Origin of the sequence: Martelella radicis, assembly GCF_014196625.1 — a bacterium.
Taxonomy (GTDB): domain Bacteria; phylum Pseudomonadota; class Alphaproteobacteria; order Rhizobiales; family Rhizobiaceae; genus Martelella; species Martelella radicis.
In genome coordinates, this window is record NZ_JACIDZ010000011.1 from 57,495 (window position 1) to 74,283 (window position 16,789).

Annotated in this window: 17 protein-coding genes and 1 tRNA gene; 10 read left to right on the top strand and 8 right to left on the bottom strand. The window is 62.5% G+C overall.

Features of this window, described 5'->3' with window-relative positions; genetic code table 11:
- Positions 1-71 precede the first annotated feature (71 nt).
- Genes GGR30_RS15775 through GGR30_RS15785 form a run of 3 tightly spaced genes read left to right on the top strand, consistent with a single transcriptional unit; the run spans position 72 to position 2,063 of the window.
- Positions 72-860 carry an SDR family NAD(P)-dependent oxidoreductase gene (locus GGR30_RS15775; protein WP_183488047.1) on the top strand — a complete coding sequence of 263 codons (789 nt, stop codon included), beginning with the start codon at positions 72-74 and terminating at the stop codon, positions 858-860.
- A 20-nt stretch (positions 861-880) separates the two neighbouring features.
- Positions 881-1,663: a MoaF C-terminal domain-containing protein gene (locus tag GGR30_RS15780; RefSeq protein ID WP_183488049.1), complete on the top strand. Its 783-nt coding sequence runs from the start codon at positions 881-883 to the stop codon at positions 1,661-1,663.
- Positions 1,664-1,673: 10 nt separating this feature from the next.
- Positions 1,674-2,063, top strand: coding sequence for a nuclear transport factor 2 family protein (locus tag GGR30_RS15785; RefSeq protein WP_183488051.1), 390 nt, complete (start codon positions 1,674-1,676; stop codon positions 2,061-2,063).
- A gap of 74 nt (positions 2,064-2,137) precedes the next feature.
- Here the strand turns inward: GGR30_RS15785 and GGR30_RS15790 are convergent, their stop codons facing one another.
- The 4 genes from GGR30_RS15790 to GGR30_RS15805 all read right to left on the bottom strand — a co-directional run bounded on the left by GGR30_RS15790 (position 2,138) and on the right by GGR30_RS15805 (position 5,679).
- Complete coding sequence (locus GGR30_RS15790; protein WP_183488053.1) at positions 2,138-3,370, bottom strand: cysteine desulfurase-like protein; 1,233 nt, start codon at positions 3,368-3,370, stop codon at positions 2,138-2,140.
- A gap of 22 nt (positions 3,371-3,392) precedes the next feature.
- Entirely contained in the window at positions 3,393-4,142 is a 750-nt protein-coding gene (locus GGR30_RS15795) for an amino acid ABC transporter ATP-binding protein (protein ID WP_183488055.1), read from the bottom strand.
- On the bottom strand, positions 4,142-4,813 hold the full coding sequence (locus tag GGR30_RS15800; RefSeq protein WP_183488057.1) for an amino acid ABC transporter permease: 672 nt from the start codon (positions 4,811-4,813) through the stop codon (positions 4,142-4,144). Before GGR30_RS15800 ends, GGR30_RS15795 begins: the two co-directional genes overlap by 1 nt.
- A gap of 77 nt (positions 4,814-4,890) precedes the next feature.
- Entirely contained in the window at positions 4,891-5,679 is a 789-nt protein-coding gene (locus GGR30_RS15805) for a transporter substrate-binding domain-containing protein (RefSeq protein WP_183488059.1), read from the bottom strand.
- Positions 5,680-5,838: 159 nt separating this feature from the next.
- On the opposite strand from GGR30_RS15805, the gene GGR30_RS15810 reads away from it, so the two are divergent.
- Both GGR30_RS15810 and GGR30_RS15815 read left to right on the top strand, forming a co-directional pair.
- Positions 5,839-6,528 (top strand): FadR/GntR family transcriptional regulator, encoded by a 690-nt coding sequence (locus GGR30_RS15810; RefSeq protein ID WP_183488061.1) that lies wholly within the window; start codon positions 5,839-5,841, stop codon positions 6,526-6,528.
- A 74-nt stretch (positions 6,529-6,602) separates the two neighbouring features.
- On the top strand, positions 6,603-7,505 hold the full coding sequence (locus GGR30_RS15815) for a LysR family transcriptional regulator (protein WP_183488063.1): 903 nt from the start codon (positions 6,603-6,605) through the stop codon (positions 7,503-7,505).
- A 6-nt stretch (positions 7,506-7,511) separates the two neighbouring features.
- On the opposite strand, the gene GGR30_RS15820 is transcribed toward GGR30_RS15815, so the two are convergent.
- Entirely contained in the window at positions 7,512-8,279 is a 768-nt protein-coding gene (locus GGR30_RS15820) for an HpcH/HpaI aldolase family protein (RefSeq protein ID WP_210288077.1), read from the bottom strand.
- A 232-nt stretch (positions 8,280-8,511) separates the two neighbouring features.
- Between GGR30_RS15820 and GGR30_RS15825 the strand changes: the two genes are divergently transcribed.
- From GGR30_RS15825 to GGR30_RS15835, 3 genes are read left to right on the top strand one after another with little or no spacing between them, the layout of a single operon-like run.
- On the top strand, positions 8,512-9,081 hold the full coding sequence (locus tag GGR30_RS15825; RefSeq protein WP_183488065.1) for a TRAP transporter small permease: 570 nt from the start codon (positions 8,512-8,514) through the stop codon (positions 9,079-9,081).
- Positions 9,078-10,358 (top strand): TRAP transporter large permease, encoded by a 1,281-nt coding sequence (locus tag GGR30_RS15830; protein ID WP_183488067.1) that lies wholly within the window; start codon positions 9,078-9,080, stop codon positions 10,356-10,358. Before GGR30_RS15825 ends, GGR30_RS15830 begins: the two co-directional genes overlap by 4 nt.
- 55 nt (positions 10,359-10,413) lie before the next feature.
- Positions 10,414-11,385, top strand: a complete 972-nt coding sequence (locus tag GGR30_RS15835) for a TRAP transporter substrate-binding protein (RefSeq protein ID WP_183488069.1) — start codon at positions 10,414-10,416, stop codon at positions 11,383-11,385.
- 56 nt (positions 11,386-11,441) lie between these two features.
- On the opposite strand, the gene GGR30_RS15840 is transcribed toward GGR30_RS15835, so the two are convergent.
- Positions 11,442-12,371, bottom strand: a complete 930-nt coding sequence (locus GGR30_RS15840) for a dihydrodipicolinate synthase family protein (RefSeq protein WP_183488071.1) — start codon at positions 12,369-12,371, stop codon at positions 11,442-11,444.
- A gap of 304 nt (positions 12,372-12,675) precedes the next feature.
- Here GGR30_RS15840 and GGR30_RS15845 point away from each other — a divergent pair, with 304 nt between their 5' ends.
- Positions 12,676-14,046, top strand: coding sequence for a flavin monoamine oxidase family protein (locus GGR30_RS15845; RefSeq protein WP_183488073.1), 1,371 nt, complete (start codon positions 12,676-12,678; stop codon positions 14,044-14,046).
- Positions 14,047-14,057: 11 nt separating this feature from the next.
- On the opposite strand, the gene GGR30_RS15850 is transcribed toward GGR30_RS15845, so the two are convergent.
- Positions 14,058-14,762 (bottom strand): RlmE family RNA methyltransferase, encoded by a 705-nt coding sequence (locus GGR30_RS15850; protein WP_183488075.1) that lies wholly within the window; start codon positions 14,760-14,762, stop codon positions 14,058-14,060.
- Between the two features lie 2 nt (positions 14,763-14,764).
- Positions 14,765-16,399 carry a Ppx/GppA phosphatase family protein gene (locus GGR30_RS15855; RefSeq protein WP_183488077.1) on the bottom strand — a complete coding sequence of 545 codons (1,635 nt, stop codon included), beginning with the start codon at positions 16,397-16,399 and terminating at the stop codon, positions 14,765-14,767.
- A 307-nt stretch (positions 16,400-16,706) separates the two neighbouring features.
- On the opposite strand from GGR30_RS15855, the gene GGR30_RS15860 reads away from it, so the two are divergent.
- Positions 16,707-16,780, top strand: a tRNA-Gln gene (locus GGR30_RS15860).
- The last annotated feature ends 9 nt before the right edge of the window (positions 16,781-16,789 follow it).

The following is a 16,789-nucleotide window of genomic DNA, read 5'->3' on the forward strand; positions in this document are numbered from 1 at the left end:
ATGACTGACCGATGCGCAAGGCGTCGGTCAGATGGCCTCGTGCGCGCTCAGGAAAGAGGGAGGACAAGAATATGCGTTTTGAAGGAAAAACGGCGCTGATCACCGGCGGCGGAACGGGTATCGGCGCTGCGGTCGCCGCGCGGATCCGCTCCGAAGGCGGCAATGTCGCGCTGGTCGGGCGGCGGAAGGAGCCGCTGCAGGCCGTTGCCGAGAAGATTGGCGCGGAAACTTTCGCCGCCGATGCCGCCGATGGCGAAAGCATGAAGGAGACGGTGGCGGCGATCGGCGAACGCTTCGGCGGGATCGACATCCTGATCGCCAATGCCGGCGGACACGGCGTCGGCCCGACGGTCTCGATGAGCGACGAGACCTGGGAGACGTCGATCCGTCTCAACCTTAACACCGCCTTCGTCAGCGCCCGCGAGACGCTGCCGCAACTGATCGAGCGCAAGGGCAACATTGTCGTCCTCGCCTCGATCGCGGGGCTTTTCGCCGGCCCGGACGCGGCCGGTTACGTCACCACAAAACATGCCTGCATCGGCCTTGCCAAATCGCTTGCCCGCGACCACGGCCGCTACGGCGTGCGCGTCAACACCGTCTGCCCCGGCTGGGTGACGACGGCGATGGCGGACGAGCAGATGAAGGCGCTGATGGAGATGAAGGGGCTTTCCAGCGTCGAGGAGGCCTATGCGCTGGTGACAAAGGACGTGCCGCTCAAGCGCCCGGCAAGCGCAGAGGACGTGTCAAACGCCGTCTGCTTCCTGGCCTCGGACGAAGCATCGATGATCAGCGGCGCGATCCTGACGGTCGACGGCGGCACCGGCACGGTCGACCTGCCGACGCTCACATTCGCATCATGAACACAAGAGGAGGAGAACCCATGACAGCCAACAAACCCGACGAATGGAAGACCTACGACCAGTTCGCCTACGGCATCGGCACCAACCGCCTGCCGGAAACCAATGCGCTTTCGGGCAAGAGCTTCAAGCTCAGCTTTGATGACGGCCGCAAGCTCTCGCTCGTCTTTGCTGACGGCAAGGCGAAATGGGCCGACAATGACGGCTCGGGCGAGGATCGCGCCGAGATGATCGAGGTCGCGCCTGACACCTATTTCATCGATATCGACTTCGAAAGCCGGGCCAAGGATGCCGAAACGATCATCCTCAACGTCAAGACCGGCCGTACGCTGTCGATCTATGCCCATGTGCGGGAAAAGGAGGAGGCGGGCGCCGAGCCGCAGGTAGCGCAAATCTTCCGCGCCGGCACGGTGGACGGCATGGAGGCGACCGGCTTCACGCCGGAGGAGACCCGTGACCTGATCGGCCTTCGCGCGCATTTCACCTATAGCCCGAACCACACCTACGAACACACTTATCTGTCGTCGAAGCGCTATGCCTGGCAGTGCCTTGTCGGCGTGCAGCGCGGCCACGGCGATGTCGATCTCGCCACCACCTGGAAGTTCGACAAGGACCTCTACATCTTCACCTTCCGCGAGTTCAAGATCCCGGTGGCCTCCACCTTCTTCTACAATTTCGAGGACCGCCGCTCGACCGGCAAGTTTCTCGGCATCACCGGCGACGGCCGGATCGAGAACAACCCCGCCGGCGCCTTCATCCGCAAGGCCTCTGTCACATTCTACGAGCCGGGCCAGGAACCCATCTGAGGAGAGGCGCATGCCCACAGCCTATCAAATCGTCAAGGCCCATTACGAGGCGAGCGACCGGGGCGACATCAAGGCCATGATGGCCGATGTCGCGGCGGACTGCCGCTGGACGGAGATGGACGGTTTTCCCTGCCGCGGCACCTATGTGGGGCCCGACGAGGTGGTGGAAAACGTGTTCATGGCTCTCGGCAAGGCCTTCGACGGCTATAACCTCAAGCTGGAGCGGCTGCTCGATGCGGGCGACAGCGTCGTCGGCATCGGTGTCTACAGCGGCACGCATCGCGAGACGGGCAAGCACTTTACCGCCCGCGTCGTTCATGTCTGGGATGTCGAGGATGGCAAGATCCGCCGCTTCGAGCAGTTCACCGACACGCTGCGCGTGGCTGAAGCCATGCGCTGAGGCATGACGCTCCAATCAGGCAGCCGCGGCCCCGCGTGGTAGCGCGGGGCCGTTCTCGTTTCGCGTCCTGGTTCTCAAAGCGCGTCGAGCGCCGCCGTCAACCGGTCGACTTCTTCGAGCGTGTTGTAATGCACCATCGAGACGCGCAGCATGCCGCCCTCTTCAGTCTGGCCGAGATATTCGGCCAGGCGCCGGGAGTGAAAATCGCCGTGGCGGATGGCGATGCGGTGTTCATCGATGGCGCTGCAGACATCGGTGGAATCGCGGTTATCCAGGCGGAAGGCGATCGTTGGCACCCGGTTCGGATTGAGGCCGGAGGGATCGCCGATGACCTCACAGTCATTGCGGGCCCTGAGATAGGACAGGAGCCGCTCGGAAAGCGCTATTTCCTGGGCGGTGATCGCCCTGTAGCCCGCTTCGACCTTCGCGCGCGCCGTTCCGGTCTCGCCGGCCTGTTCGCCGAGTTCGCAGAGATAGTCGACAATGCCGCAAGTGGCGTAGGCCAGCTCGTAGTTCGGGTTGCCGGGTTCGAGCTTGCCGGGGATTTTGTCCTTGCCGTAGAAATAGTGGTAGAGCGTATCGAGTTCGGCAAGAAGCGCGTATTTGCCGTACATCAGCGCGTAATGCGGGCCGAACACTTTGTAGAGGCTGAAGACGTAAAAATCGGCGTCGAAGGCCTGCACATCGACGGCGCGATGGGGCGCATAGGCTACCGCGTCCACACAGATGAGCGCGCCGCGTTCATGCACGAAATCGGCGATTGCGCGGACGTCGTTCACCGACCCCAGAATATTGGAGACATGGGTGAAACAGACGAGCTTTGTCCGCTCGCTCATCAGCGGCGCGAGGTCATCCAGTTTCAGCGTCATGGTCGTCTTGTCGAGTGGCCAGAATTTTATGACGACTCCCTGCGCCTGAAGGCGTTCCCACGGGCCGATATTGGATTCATGATCGGCAATGGTGACGATGATCTCGTCGCCCGGCGCGAACTGGCTCTGCATGGCGCGCGCCAGGTTCTGCAGCAGAACGGTCGATGACGGGCCGAAGACAATCTCTTCGGGACGGTCGGCGTTGACCAGATGCATGGCGGCGGTACGCGCCTCATAGAGGGCGGCTGCGGCCTTCTGCGAAACGTCATAGGAACCGCCGATCTGTACGTTCTTCTCATAGAGGAAGGTGTTGATGCGCTCGACCGCGCCTCTCAGGATCTGCGAGCCACCGGCATTGTCGAAAAAGGCCCAGTCCTGTTTCAGGCCCGGAAACTGACTGCGGACGAAATCAAGGTCGAGAGAAGATGATCCGGACACGGGGTTTACCTCTTGTTGTTATCTAGTGATTGAGCACGGCGCGGAGAAAATCGCGGGTGCGCGCCTCCTGCGGACTGTCGAAGATTGCGGCCGGCGTGCCCGCCTCGACGACGCGTCCGCCATCCATGAAGATCACCCGATCGGCGACCTGGCGGGCAAAGCCCATTTCGTGGGTGACGATGATCATGGTGACGCCGGTGCCGGCAAGATCGCGCATGACATCGAGAACCTCGCCGACCATTTCAGGGTCGAGCGCGGAAGTCGGTTCGTCAAACAGCATCACGCGCGGTTCCATCGCAAGCGCCCGGGCGATGGCCACGCGCTGCTGCTGGCCGCCGGAAAGCTGGGCGGGGTATTTCTCCGCCTGTTCGCTGATTCCGACGCGCTTCAGCAGCGCAAGCGCATGGCTGCGCGCTTTCTCCGCCGAAGTGCCGCGCACCCGCATCGGTGCCAGCATGACATTGCGCACCACGCTCATATGCGGGAACAGGTTGAAATTCTGGAACACCATGCCGACTTCGGCGCGCACCTGCGCCAGTTCCGGCCCGCGTTTGACGGGGAGGCCGTCGATCTCGATGCTGCTTTCCTCCGAAAAGCCCTCGAGCCGGTTGATGCAGCGGATCAGCGTCGATTTGCCGGAGCCCGAAGGGCCGACGACGCAGACGACCTCGCCCTCGGCAATGTCGAGATCGATGCCATGCAGAACGGTGAAGTCGCCATAGGCCTTCTTCAGGTTGCGGATGGAAATCTGCGTGCGCGCTTTCTCGGCCATCAGCGCCTCCCCTTGCTGAAATGCTGCTCAAGCCGTGTGACGATGGCGACCATCGGCCAGAGAAGAATGATGTAGATCAGAGCCGCGCCGATCAACGGCGTCGGGTTGGCGGCAAGCGCCTGCGCCTGGGTCGCCTGTTTGAGAAGATCCGGCATGGCGACGACCGAGGCAAGGGCCGTATCCTTCAGCACATTGATGCAATTATTGGTGAGCGGCGGAATGACGATGCGGATCGCCTGCGGCAGCACGACATCGACCATGGTGTGACGTTCGGAAATCCCCAATGCGGCGGATGCCTCGAACTGGCCGCGCGGAATGGCCTCGATGCCGGCGCGGAAGATTTCGGCGGTATAGGCGGCAGACACCAGCGACAGGGCGGTGACGGCGGAGAGGAAAGCCGAAAGCCGGATGCCGACGAAGGGCAGGGCGTAATAGACGACGATCAGCAGCACCAGCAGCGGGATTGACCGGAAGATGTCGATATAGAAGCGGATGAGAATGGCAATGAATTTCGGGGCGTAAAGCCGGGTGACCGCGAGCAGAAGCCCGCCGGCAAGGCCGACGAGAATGCTGACGATGCCGATCTCGAGTGTCACCAGCAGTCCGCGCATCAATTGCGGCAGACTGTCGACGAAGACGTCGACATTCAGGAATGTATTGATCAGATCCATAGGCGGAAGAAGGCTCCGGGTTGGGCCGGCCAGAGCCACCTGTGGCGATGGCCGGCCCGAATGCGGATAAAAGGCGCTTACTTCGCCATCGGCATGCCGAGGACCTCAACCGTGGAGGTGCCGGCCTCGGGTGCTGCGCCGAACCAGGTCTCGTAGATTGCGGCCAGCGTGCCGTCTTCCTTCAGCGCCGTGATCACGCCGTTGACCTCTTCGGCGAGCGGCGCATCCTTGGCGAACATGATCGAGTATTTTTCGCCGGTGGGGATGCGTTCAACCACCTTCAGCTCCGGCTTGTCCTTGACGTAGTAGAGCACGGCGGGAATGTCGGAGATATAGCCGTCGATACGGCCTGCCGTCATATCGAGCATGGCCGGCGCCAGGCCTTCATAGCGGCGGATGTCGGAAAAGCCGTACTCGTCCTTGTGGGCTTCGGCCCACATGTCGCCGGTCGAGCCGGTGTCGACGCCGACGACCTTGCCGTCCATGTCGGCGAGGCCGGACACGCCGGAAGAGGCGCTGGTCGAGAGCGACTGGTCGCTGTCGTAATAGGGCTGGGCGAAAGAGACCGATTCGAGGCGCTTTTCGGTAATCGTGATCGAGGAGACGGCCATGTCGATGCGGCCCGACTGCACGGCAGGGAACAGGCCGTTGAACGGCGTGTTGACGAACTCGACGGTCTTGCCCATGCGCTCCGCGATCTCTTCGACGAGGTCGACCTCGAAGCCGACGGCCTTGCCGCTGGCATCCTCGAATTCCCACGGGACATTGCCAATATTGGCGCCGACGGTCCAGTCGGCGGCGTTTGCGCCGGCGGCGGCCAGCGCGGCGACGGCGGAAAGAAGCGTGATTTTCAGTGTGCGTTTCATTGTGGTTCCCCTTGTGCTTTGGTTTGGTCTTCGCCTAGATTGGCCTAACTGGTTAAACCGGTCTGACCAGTTAGGCCAATCATGCACGGCTTTTTCCGCTTTGCAAGACGGGGCCCAAAAAAATAGACTGACCGGATCAAACGGGGAGGCGGGGACCGCATGCTCAACAAGACACTTCTGCCGCAATCGGTCGCGCGCCAGTTACAGACCATGATCCAGTCGGGAGAACTGAAGGACGGCGAGAAGATCCCGTCCCAGCGCGAACTCTCGCTGAAATTCGGCATTAGCCGCCCGTCGCTCAGGGAAGCGCTGCTGACGCTCGAGACGCTGGGGCTGGTCAAGACGGAACCGGGGCGCGGCACTTTCGTGACAAAAGGCGGTAGCCCGCAGGCGCGCGAAACCGGCAATTGGCGTTATGCCGACAGCTATTCCGTGTTCGACGTGTTCCAGACCCGGGTGATGCTGGAAGGCGAAATCGCGAGGCTTTCGGCGGGAAGGCTCACCCACTACCAGTTCGACCTGATGGAACAGGCAACGGCAGCGATGGAGGAGAGTTGGGCGCGCCACGACCTGATCGCCAATGTCGAGGCCGATCTGGAGTTCCACGGGATCATCGTCTCGGCCTGTTCCAACGTCATGCTGCGCGACCTCTACGAAGCCGTGCGTGACAAGCTGACGGAAACCCAGCGCCAGCCGATCCCGCGCACGGATCCGGAACGGATGAAGGCCTCCGTCGGCGAGCACCGGACCATCGTCGCCGCCCTGCGTGCGGGCGACAGCGAGGCAGCCGGCGCGGCCATGCAGGCCCATATCCGCAACACGGCCCAATGCGCGGGCCTCGCGCCGTAGGGTAATACCGCCAACCTCGACAAATCGCCGAAACTTGGCAAGATGGCTGCGGCCAGCAATGAAGAGACCGGACATTGAACCTCAGGCAGCTTGAGATTTTCCATGCGGTGATGACCGCAGGCACCACCGTGGGTGCGGCAGAGGTTCTGGGCATGTCCCAGCCTGCCGTCAGCAATGCCATCAGGCATCTGGAAGGTGTTGTCGGATTCACGCTGTTCGAGCGGCTCAGCAACCGGCTGGTGCCGACAGAGGAGGCGAAGCTGCTCTATGCACGCGCCGAGCCGATCTTTCAGCTTCAGCAGACGGTCAATCAGAGCGCGGCTGACATCAAGGCCGGCCATATAGGTCGCATTCGTGTGGTGGCGACATCGGAAGTGACGGAAGCCCTCGTGCCCATGGCGATGCGTGAATTTCTGGAGCGCTTCCCGGATGTCTTTGTCGTGCTCGACACCAAGCCGCTGCATAATGTTCTGGAAGCGGTCGAGGCGGGGATCGCCGATGTCGGCTTTGCGATCGACCCCGGCGAGCGGCATTCGCTCATCCTGCAGCCGATCGATGAGCTGAGAACCGTCTGCGTCTGCTCGGCTGACAGCCCGCTTTCGAAACTCCCCTTCGTCTCGCCGCAGGACCTGGCAAGCGAAAGGTTGATCTGTCCGCTATCGGGCACACGGATAGCCATGCTTCTGGAAGAAGCCTTCCGGAAATCAGCGATACCCTACGAGCCGAAGGTGGAGGTACGGTTTCTCAATGCGGCCGCCCGGATCGTGCAGGAGGGTTGGGGCGTGGCGCTGCTCGATGAGGTTACCGCCACATCGGGTCATTATTCGGACCTGACCGTGCTGCCGTTCGAACCCCGCATTCCGCGTCCGCTGACCGCCATCCTGCCCCGCGGCCATGCGGTTTCGCGCCATTCGCGCGAATTCGTGCGCACCTTCACGCTGACGACCGGCACCCGGATCGCCGAAATCCGGGGTTAGGTCGCTTCAGCCGCGCTCGGTGATCTTCCGGAAATCGCCAAGCGTGCGTTGCGCGCCCTCAAACAGGAGGTTGATCTCGTTCGTCGCGACGATCATCCTGGCGCCGAAATCAAGCGCCTGTTCACGCACCCGCTCCGGCGGCAGGCCCATGACGCCGAATGTCTTGCCCTTGCGCTTTGCCGCCCGGCCGATCGCGGCGAAGGCCTCGACCACCGCATCATTGGCGATATCGCCGGGACAGCCGAGTGCAGCGGCAAGGTCGTTCGATCCGATCATCAGCCCGTCGATACCGTCAAGTGTCGCGATCTGTTCGGCGGCCTCAAGTCCGCTCAGGCTTTCGACCATCGCGATCACTTGTGTGCTGGCCTCGGCCTTGTCCACGAGTTCTGCGACCGGAACCGGCTCGAAACCGGTGATGGCCAGCGGACCGGGTAGGGCGCGGCTTCCCGTGGGCAGAAACCGGGTCTTTTCCACGATGGCCTCTGCCTGCTGAAGCGTATCCACATGCGGTACGATTACGCCGGTCGCGCCGCAGTCCAGCACGCGTGCAATATCCGGAGATGCGGGGCCGGTCACACGCGCATAGACGGGCAGGCCCGCCAAGAGACCGGCAACACAGATATCCGTCATCTGGTCTAGCCCGATCCGCCCATGCTCCATGTCCACCACAAGAAAATCGAAACCGGTCCGCCGGGCGACCGCCACGGTCTCGACCGTTCCCATGACACAGATGGCAAGGCCGATGGCGGCGGCTTCGGGGGATTTTCTGGTCATTGGGGGCATGGTCGATCCGGAATTGCGGTTGGCGGGAAGGAGACGGCGCGGGCCGTTTCGAGATGATGTCTTTATCGCCGCCGACGCAGCAAGAGGCAATGCAAATACTGCCTATAATTTGTGCATGCCTAAATATAATACACAGTGCTCTGGCGGGCTTTTCAAACCACGTTAAGCTGTTCCCATCAAAACGACGCCGTTCCTTCCGGGACGAAGCAAAACTGGAAACGTTATGGCAACTGAAACGTCCGTTGCGCGCGGTGGCGCGCAGGCTGGAACCTTCCGTCTACGCGATCTGCCCTGCCTCGCACTCACAGTCCTGAGGCGGCTAGTCGATATCGTCGCGGCCTGCCTGTTCATCTACATGGCCTTTGCCATTCTGGTGCAGATCCTTGGGCGCTATGTCTTTAACTATTCAATTGCCGGGACGGAAGAGACGGCAACCTTCGCACAGGTCTGGCTTGTGATGCTCGGCGCCGGCATCGCCATGCGCCACCATCAGCATGTGGGCGTTGACGTGCTGATCGTGCGATGCCCCGTCTGGATACAGAAGCTCGTCGGCGGCATTTCCTTTCTGCTCGGGCTCTGGTTCCTGGTCGTCGTCGTCAATGGCAGTTTCGGTCTTGTTGCCATCGGCATGATGGTGAAATCGGCCGCGCTCAGGCTGCCGCTCGTCATTCCTTACAGCGCCATTCCCGTTGGCATGACCTATTTCGCGCTCGAGTTCACCATCGCCACTCTGCCCGGCCTTTTGGGCCGCAAGAAGAGCGCTGCCGAAGCCGAACACGGAGAACTGCTATGAGCCTTGCCTTTGGCGGTTTTGCCCTCCTCATCTTTTCCGGCATGCCGATCGTGCTGGCGCTCGGGGTGGCGGCGCTGGTAACGATCGTTGCTTTCACCGATGTGCCGCTTACCATCATCGCCCAGCGCGTTTACGGCGGGGTCAATTCCTTTCCGCTGATGGCAATCCCCTTCTTCGTCGCGGCTGGGTTGATCATGGAAGCGGGCGGCATCGCGCGCCGCTTTGTCGAGCTGGCAACCGCGCTTGTCGGCTGGATCACCGGCAGCCTGTTCATGGTCGCCATTACCACGGGCACAGGTCTTGCCGCGATTTCCGGCTCCGGCTCCGCCGATACGGCGGCCATCAGCTCCATCCTCGTGCCGGAGATGAAGAAGCGCCGCTACAATGTCGATATGGCCGTTTCCATCATCGCGGCCTCCGGCTCCATGGCCTCGATCATCCCGCCCAGCATCGTCATGGTGGTGATCGCCATCACGTCGAACCAGTCGATCGGCGCCATGTTTCTCGGCGGAATCGGGCCCGGCCTGCTGATTTCCGCCAGTCTTCTCTTCGGCGCGTGGCTTTATGCCAGGAATGGCGGCGAAGCCTATCGCGATGCCGAGCCCTTCTCGCTGAGGCGCTTATGGCGGGTGTTCATCGATGCGGTGCCTGCACTGTTCGTGCCGGTCATCATTGTCGGCGGCATTGTTGGCGGCGTGTTCACAGCCACGGAAGCGGCCTGCATCGCGGTCTTCGTCACGCTCGGCATCTCCTGCTTCATCTACCGCGAGCTGAAGATCACCGATCTCGGTCCGCTGATTCTGCGCACCGTCAGCCTTTCGGCCGCCGTGCTGATCATCGTTTCAACGGCCAGCATCTTCTCCTGGATTATCGCCTCGCTCGGCGTCACTCGCGCACTCGACGGCTGGCTGCGCGAGGTTGCCTCCTCGCCGGTCGCCTTCCTGCTTGTCGTCAACGTGCTGCTGCTTGTCGTCGGCATGTTCATGGAAAGCATCTCGGCAATCCTGATCCTGCTGCCGGTTCTGATGCCGATCGCCGTCGGTTACGGCATCGATCCGGTACAGTTCGGCGTCCTGATGGCTCTCAACCTCTCGATCGGGCTGATCACGCCACCCTATGGCATCTGCCTCTATGTCGCTTCCATGGTCGCCGGCCGGCGGATCGAACAGGCGGCCTCCAAGGTATGGCTGCCGCTCATACCCATGGTCATCGTGCTCTTGATGACGGCCTTCATCCCGGCCGTAACGCTTTTCCTGCCCAATCTGGTCTATCGCTGATACGCGGCGGCCCGATCATTCCAACCTGCCTCAAAAAACAACAAGGGGAACTGAAATGAAACTGATACCGGCCTTTGGCCTTGCCGCACTCATGTGCACCACCGCCGTACCCGCGTTTGCTGCGGATTATGTCTTCAAGGTCGCCCACACCAACGCCGCCGATGAGGTGCAGGACAAGGGGCTGCAGTTGATGCGCGAGCTTCTGGAAGAGAAGACCGATGGCCGCGCGACCATCGAGATTTTCCCCAACGGCGTGCTCGGCGACGAAGCCCAGCTTGTCGAAGGCACCATGCTCGGCACGCTCGACATGGCGATGACGGCAAACTCCACCATCTCGAACTATATCACTGATTTCCGCGTCTTCGACCTGCCCTTCCTGTTCACCAGCATCCCCGCCTTGAGCGAGAAGCTTGAGGACGAAGAGGTCTATGCGGCGATGGAGACGTCAGCCGAAACCGCCGGTTTCGAACTGATCGGCGTCTTTTCCTCCGGCATCCGTCACCTGATGACGAAGGATCCCGTCGAAAGCATCGAGGATATTCAGAACCTGAAGATCCGGACCATGCAGAACCCGATCCATGTCGATGCCTTCCGTTCGTTCGGCGCCAATCCGACGCCGCTTGCCTATTCGGAACTTTACGGCGCGCTGCAGAGCGGCGTGGTCGACGGCGCGGAAGGCGCCGCCACGAACTATACCGGTCAGAAGCTCTACGAAGTCGCCCCCGATTTCGCCATTCTTGGCTGGCTGAACATGACGGCCGTCGTGTTCATGAACGAAGGCATGTTCTCCGGTCTTCCCGAAGACATCCAGGTGGCGCTGAAGGAAAGCGGCGAGGAAGCCTCCATGTGGCAGCGCGGCTACGTCGATGAGCAGGAAAAACCGCTGCTCGACGCTCTGGTCGAGAACGGTGTGACCCTCAGCTACCCCGATCCGGCACCATTCCGTGAGGCCGTCATCCCGCTCTATAACGAGATGCTGGAGACCGACAGCCAGAAGGAACTCTTCGGTCTGGCCACCAAGGACTGAGTGTACATAACGCGGCGGCCGCCACCGGCCGCCGCAACAAGGGCTTCCGTGCCGCTTCAGAAAAGCGGCCGGAGAACATCCTCAAGCAAACGCATTTCCTCAGGCTCCGGCTGCCGGTTCGGCGGCATCACGCGGGCAGACGGAATAAGGCCAAGAATATGAAGGCAGGCTTTCAGACGCGCCGTCGGCGTGACACCGGTACGCTTGCGATAGATGGCGACGGAGAGCGGGTAGAGCTTTTCGTGAAGCGCTCGTGCGCGGCTCCAGTCGCCGGCGGAGGCCGCTTCGAACAGATCACAGACAAGCCCCGGCACGATCGCCGCAAGGCTGACCTGACTACCGGTTGTGCCGATCATGTAGCAGGTCAGAAGATGCTCGTCGCCGGAGGCCATGACCGAAAGCCCAGGCCGGATTTTCTGCAGCAGCCTCCAGTTTTCCTCATAGGTGGCGACTTCCCAGCTCCCTTCCTTCACGCCGGCAACCGACGGCAGTTTCGCGAGCGCTTCAAGCGTGTCCGGCCGGTAGGCCATTGCCCCGGCGCTGACCGGCGCCTGGTAGAGCACAAGCGGCAGAACAGTGGCGGTGGCAATGCCGGCATGATGCGCGACGACGGTCTCTTGGTCCTGTCCGAGCGCCCAGCCGTTGGGTGGAAAGATCAGGACCGCATCCGCCCCGGCCGCCTCGGCATCTTGCGCCCTGCGGGCCGCTTCGGCGGTGCTCTCGGCATAGATGCCGGCGGTCAGGAAACACGTAGCCGGGGCTGTCTGACGCGCCAGGCCGACAACGCGCGCCAGTGCCTCGCGGGAAAGCTGTGCGTTCTCGCCCGCATGGCCGTTGATCAGCAGTCCGCGGATACGCCGGTCCTTCGTGACTTCGGCGATATGGGCCTGCAGCGCGTCCGGATCGATCTCAAAATCTTCTGTCAGAGGACAAATGGTGGCGGCATGAATGCCGGTGAGCTTGGCGGCGGTGAGAACCTTGGGCATGGTTCGGGCCTTTCTGTGCAATGCGGGCGCCCGGGAGCGCGGGAAGGGCCGTATTTCTGACTTCGGCCGTGTTTCCGTGCCTTGACGAAAACACGGGAAGAGGGCGGTTTCAAGCGAAAATAACGAATAGATTCAATATTTTAATGGCGAGTCAGTTGTGATTCTCATGGCCAGTAGCCATGGTCTGCGACGCCCTTGAAGAAGGTGTTCTTGAAAATGTCGACCATGGTCGAGATCTGGAGCGGGTACAACGCGGCGGGCGGTGATTTCCGGGCGCCCGCGCCCTGCCGACAAGGGTGCTGAGATGGCAAGGTCTGCAGGAGCCAAGGCCGTGCCCGGCGCGCATATACACGATGTCATCATCGTCGGCGGGGGCATTGCCGGCCTCTCCGCCGCATGGCGTCTTCGTGACCGTGACATTCTGGTGCTGGAGGCGGGCGACCGTCCCGGCGGACGGATCTGCTCCGTCGACGGCGACAATGGCGTGATGAATTTCGGCGCGCATATGTTTGGCGGTCCGGGCACGATCGTCGGCGATCTGTGCTGCGCGCTCGGCCTATCCTTGCGCCCGATCGATGCGGGACTGATGGCGATAGCCCTGAAGGGCCGTCTCCGATTGAAGGGCAGGGCGGAGCTTCTGCCCTTTCTGCTGCCGCTTGCGCCAGCCGCGCGCCTTTCGCTGATCAAGGCGGGACTTGGGCTTCGTCTCGGTTCCGGAAAGGCCGCGGCGATGTTGCGGCGGACGGCCGATGAACCATGGCCGGAGATGACGCGGCAGCGTCTCGATTTCGCAGGTGCGGAAACGCTTGCAGAGCGGCTCGGTTGTCTCCATCCGCAGGCTGCCCTGATTATCCGCGCGATCACCGAGCGATGCGGCGGAGATCCTTCCGGCATTTCAGCCGGTCACGGCCTGCGCTCCTTTGCCAATGTCTGGTCATCGACTTCGCCCGGCTTTCACCTTGTTGGCGGTTCATCGCGCCTGCCCGAGGCGCTTGCAGAACGTCTCGGCAGACGCCTTCGCCTTCAAACGCCGGTGCGGCATGTGGAGCGAGGCGAGGGCTCGCTTGAGGTGAGGGTCGACGGGAAGGGGGCGGAAACGGTCAGGCACTTTGCGCGCACCGTGATCCTGGCCACGCCGGCCACTCAGACGCGAACGATCATGCCCGCCCTGCGATCATCGGTGAAGGCGGCGCTTGGCGAAATCCGCTATGGTCCATTTCTTTCGGTCGCCCTCAATACGGCCGAGCAGGCGCCCGGCCGGCTCGAGCGAACCTATGCGGTCTCCACGCCTGACAGTGCCTTTGGCGTGCTCTTCAACCAGTCGGTCAACCGCTTCTCCTTGGCGGGCCACGAAAAGGGAGGCAGCCTGATGATGTTTGCGGGCGCGGCGCGCGCCGAAAAACTGATGCAGCTTGGCGATGACGAGATCGCGTCCCGTTTTGCCGGCGATCTCCGCAAGCTTCTGCCGGAGCTGATACCGGCAGGAGCCCCTGTGGTGAAGCGCTGGCCGCTCGGTGCGCCTTATGCCTTTACGGGTCGCGCTGCGCTTCAACCAGCCCTCACGCAGAGCCTCGAGCGGATCGCGCTTGCCGGCGACTATCTGGAATTTCCGAACATGGAGGCTGCCATTCGAAGCGGCAATGAAGCCGCTGACCGGGTCTTGCGCTGGCTTTGACGCCGTCGGGCTCAGTCCTCCGTCTGCCGTCCCTTGAAGGATTTGGCCAGCAGGAACATTTCGACCGATTCCGAGCGCGATGCCGCCGGCTTGACGTGGACAACCTGTTTGAAATTCTGTTTCAACATGGTCAATAGATCATGCTCGGCGCCGCCCTGGAAGGTCTTGGCCAGAAAATGCCCGCCTTCGGCAAGGGTTTCGATGGCGAAATGGGCCGCCACCTCGCAAAGATGCATGGTGCGCAGATGGTCTGTGCGTTTGTGCCCCGTGGTCGGCGCGGCCATATCGGAGACCACCAGGTCTGGCGGGCCGTCGAGGGCCTCGCGCAGAAGCCTCGGCGCCTCGTCATCGAGAAAATCCATCTCGAAGAACCTGACGCCGGGAACCGGCGCCATTTCGAGGAAATCGATCGCTGCCACGCGCACATCGGTGTCGGTCGAATCGGTTACCTTGGCGGCGATCTGCGACCAGCTTCCAGGCGCCGCGCCCAGATCGATGATCCTCCGCGCGCCCTTAAGGATCTGATGCTTTTCGTCAATCTCGAGCAGCTTGTAGGCAGCGCGCGCCCGAAAGCCCTCGGTCTTCGCACGCTGCACATAGGGGTCGTTAATGTGTCGCTCGATCCAGCGCCTCGAAGAGGCCTTGAGCTTGGACTTCTTGACCTTCTGGCCGAGCTTGCGGCCCGTGCGGACCGGTTTTTGGGGTTGTTTGGCCATGGTCAGTCCCTGGTGTCGTTGCGAGGCGCGCGGTTGAAGCCGCTGCGGCGTCTTTTCGAACGCCACACGCCGTCGCGCATCATCATGTCGGTCAGAATGCCCTCGCGCAGACCGCGATCGGCTACGCGCATGCGTTGCGCCGGCCAGCGGCGACGGATGGCTTCCAGAATGGCGCAGCCGGCAAGCACAAGGTCGGCCCGGTCCGGACCGATGCAGGGATTGGCGGCGCGTCCGGCGAAATCCCAGGAGAGTAGTTTCTCCTGCATGGCCGAAACCTCGTCATCGGAAAGCCAGATCCCGTCGACCTTGCGCCGGTCGTAGCGCGGCAGGTCGAGATGGACGCCGGCAAGGGTCGTTACCGTACCGGACGTGCCGATCAGGTGGAAGCCATCGTCATCGGCGCCGCCTTCGACTTCCGGACAATGGAAATCGCCGAGGAGCGCGGTCACTTCCGCGACCATATCCTCGAAGATCGCCGGCGTCACGTGGTGGCCGCCGTAACGCTCCGAAAGGGTCACGACCCCGACCGGAAGCGATGTCCAGTGCGAGATGTGGTTGGCGATGCGCTGGGAGCGGTTTTCGCCAAGCTTTATCACGGCGATCTCCGATGAACCGCCGCCGATATCGAAGAGTACCGCCGAACGCGTCTCGCGGCCGATCAGCGAGGCGCAGCTTGAAACGGCAAGGCGCGCTTCGGTCTCGCGGTTGATGATTTCAAGCTCTAGCCCGGTTTCATTGCGCACGCGTTTCAGGAACATGTCGCCATTGTCGGCCGCGCGGCAGGCCTCTGTCGCGATCAGCCGCATGCGGCGGACAGACCGGCCTTTCAGCTTGGCGGCGCACAGCGAAAGCGCTTCGACCGCGCGGTCCATGGCATCCGGGGATAGGCTTCCGGTCGCAGCCAAACCCTCGCCGAGCCGAACGATGCGCGAGAAGCCGTCAACCACGCGAAACTGGTGGTGACGTGTTGGCTGGGCGATCAGAAGCCGGCAATTATTGGTGCCGAGATCGAGTGCGGCATAAAGCGTGTTGCCGGCATGATGCTGGCCGCCGGGCCTCGCACCGCGCAAGGGCGCGCGCTCCCGGCTTTGAGAAACGGGCTGGGAGGCCTGGCCGTTGCGCGCCTCGTGCTGACCGGCTGCAGCCTGTGCCCTCGAGGCGTGTTGATTCTCGGCCTTTTCCGGCCGCTCCGCCTGCTGCGTGCCGGCGCGCTCATGCTTGCAGCCGTCCGCGCCAAGCGGGCCTTTCGTATGGGCCTTGCGTCGTCGCCGACGCTTCTTGTGCCGTCCGCCGCCGGTCTCGTCCGCGCGCGCTGCGTTGTCGCGGTCCTTTTCGGAGGCGTCGACAGCATCCTTTGCCGCGTTCGGTGTCGGCTTGGTGCCGTTCTGATCGGCTACAGCTTCGCCTCCACCGCGTCGTTTGCCGCGGCGGCGCTTGCGTTTGCGGGGACCGGCTGAAGCTTGCGGCAACGCCATGTCATTCGGCGCCATGGCGCCGCTCTTGATCGCGGGCACTCCGGCGGCGGCATTGCTGCTGCCCTTCCGGGATCGGCGACGGCGGGCTCGCTTGCCCTCGCTGCCTTTTGTCAAGCGCGCCCCGCCATCCGACAGCCTGTCGCTGTTTTGGGGGTCTTCCACTTTTTCAGTTCCATCGCACCGCGCAAGCCGTCGCCGCAAAGGGCCGCTCGCAACATGGCGCTCAATCGATTTTCAGTTGGCGTCATCATAGCAGCGGCGGCAGGCAAGGCCAATGCCTTTTCTGTCCGTGCTCGTCTCGCCTGTCCGAGGTCGGCATGCGCTTGAAGGCCGCCTGCGTGCATCGGCCTGGCCGGCCAGAAGGTCAGGGTGGGCAATCATAGGAAAATTTCCAGCCCCCCCCCTTGGCAAGCCGGGGCAATTCTGTTTATAAGCGCCCCACAACGACGGCGCGCCCCGCGCCGGATGTTGGGGAATAGGTTAACGGTAGACCCACGGACTCTGACTCCGTTAGTCCTGGTTCGAATCCAGGTTCCCCAGCCATTTGATTTT

What these genes read in the sequence shown, in the direction of transcription:
- GGR30_RS15840 (WP_183488071.1), bottom strand. Translation starts at nt 12,371, where the DNA reads ATGCCCAAGGTTCTCACCGCCGCCAAGCTCACCGGCATTCATGCCGCC.
- GGR30_RS15835 (WP_183488069.1), top strand. Translation starts at nt 10,414, where the DNA reads ATGAAACTGATACCGGCCTTTGGCCTTGCCGCACTCATGTGCACCACC.
- GGR30_RS15780 (WP_183488049.1), top strand. Translation starts at nt 881, where the DNA reads ATGACAGCCAACAAACCCGACGAATGGAAGACCTACGACCAGTTCGCC.
- GGR30_RS15810 (WP_183488061.1), top strand. Translation starts at nt 5,839, where the DNA reads ATGCTCAACAAGACACTTCTGCCGCAATCGGTCGCGCGCCAGTTACAG.
- GGR30_RS15845 (WP_183488073.1), top strand. Translation starts at nt 12,676, where the DNA reads ATGGCAAGGTCTGCAGGAGCCAAGGCCGTGCCCGGCGCGCATATACAC.
- GGR30_RS15795 (WP_183488055.1), bottom strand. Translation starts at nt 4,142, where the DNA reads ATGGCCGAGAAAGCGCGCACGCAGATTTCCATCCGCAACCTGAAGAAG.
- GGR30_RS15785 (WP_183488051.1), top strand. Translation starts at nt 1,674, where the DNA reads ATGCCCACAGCCTATCAAATCGTCAAGGCCCATTACGAGGCGAGCGAC.
- GGR30_RS15825 (WP_183488065.1), top strand. Translation starts at nt 8,512, where the DNA reads ATGGCAACTGAAACGTCCGTTGCGCGCGGTGGCGCGCAGGCTGGAACC.
- GGR30_RS15850 (WP_183488075.1), bottom strand. Translation starts at nt 14,762, where the DNA reads ATGGCCAAACAACCCCAAAAACCGGTCCGCACGGGCCGCAAGCTCGGC.
- GGR30_RS15820 (WP_210288077.1), bottom strand. Translation starts at nt 8,279, where the DNA reads ATGACCAGAAAATCCCCCGAAGCCGCCGCCATCGGCCTTGCCATCTGT.
- GGR30_RS15830 (WP_183488067.1), top strand. Translation starts at nt 9,078, where the DNA reads ATGAGCCTTGCCTTTGGCGGTTTTGCCCTCCTCATCTTTTCCGGCATG.
- GGR30_RS15805 (WP_183488059.1), bottom strand. Translation starts at nt 5,679, where the DNA reads ATGAAACGCACACTGAAAATCACGCTTCTTTCCGCCGTCGCCGCGCTG.
- GGR30_RS15775 (WP_183488047.1), top strand. Translation starts at nt 72, where the DNA reads ATGCGTTTTGAAGGAAAAACGGCGCTGATCACCGGCGGCGGAACGGGT.
- GGR30_RS15800 (WP_183488057.1), bottom strand. Translation starts at nt 4,813, where the DNA reads ATGGATCTGATCAATACATTCCTGAATGTCGACGTCTTCGTCGACAGT.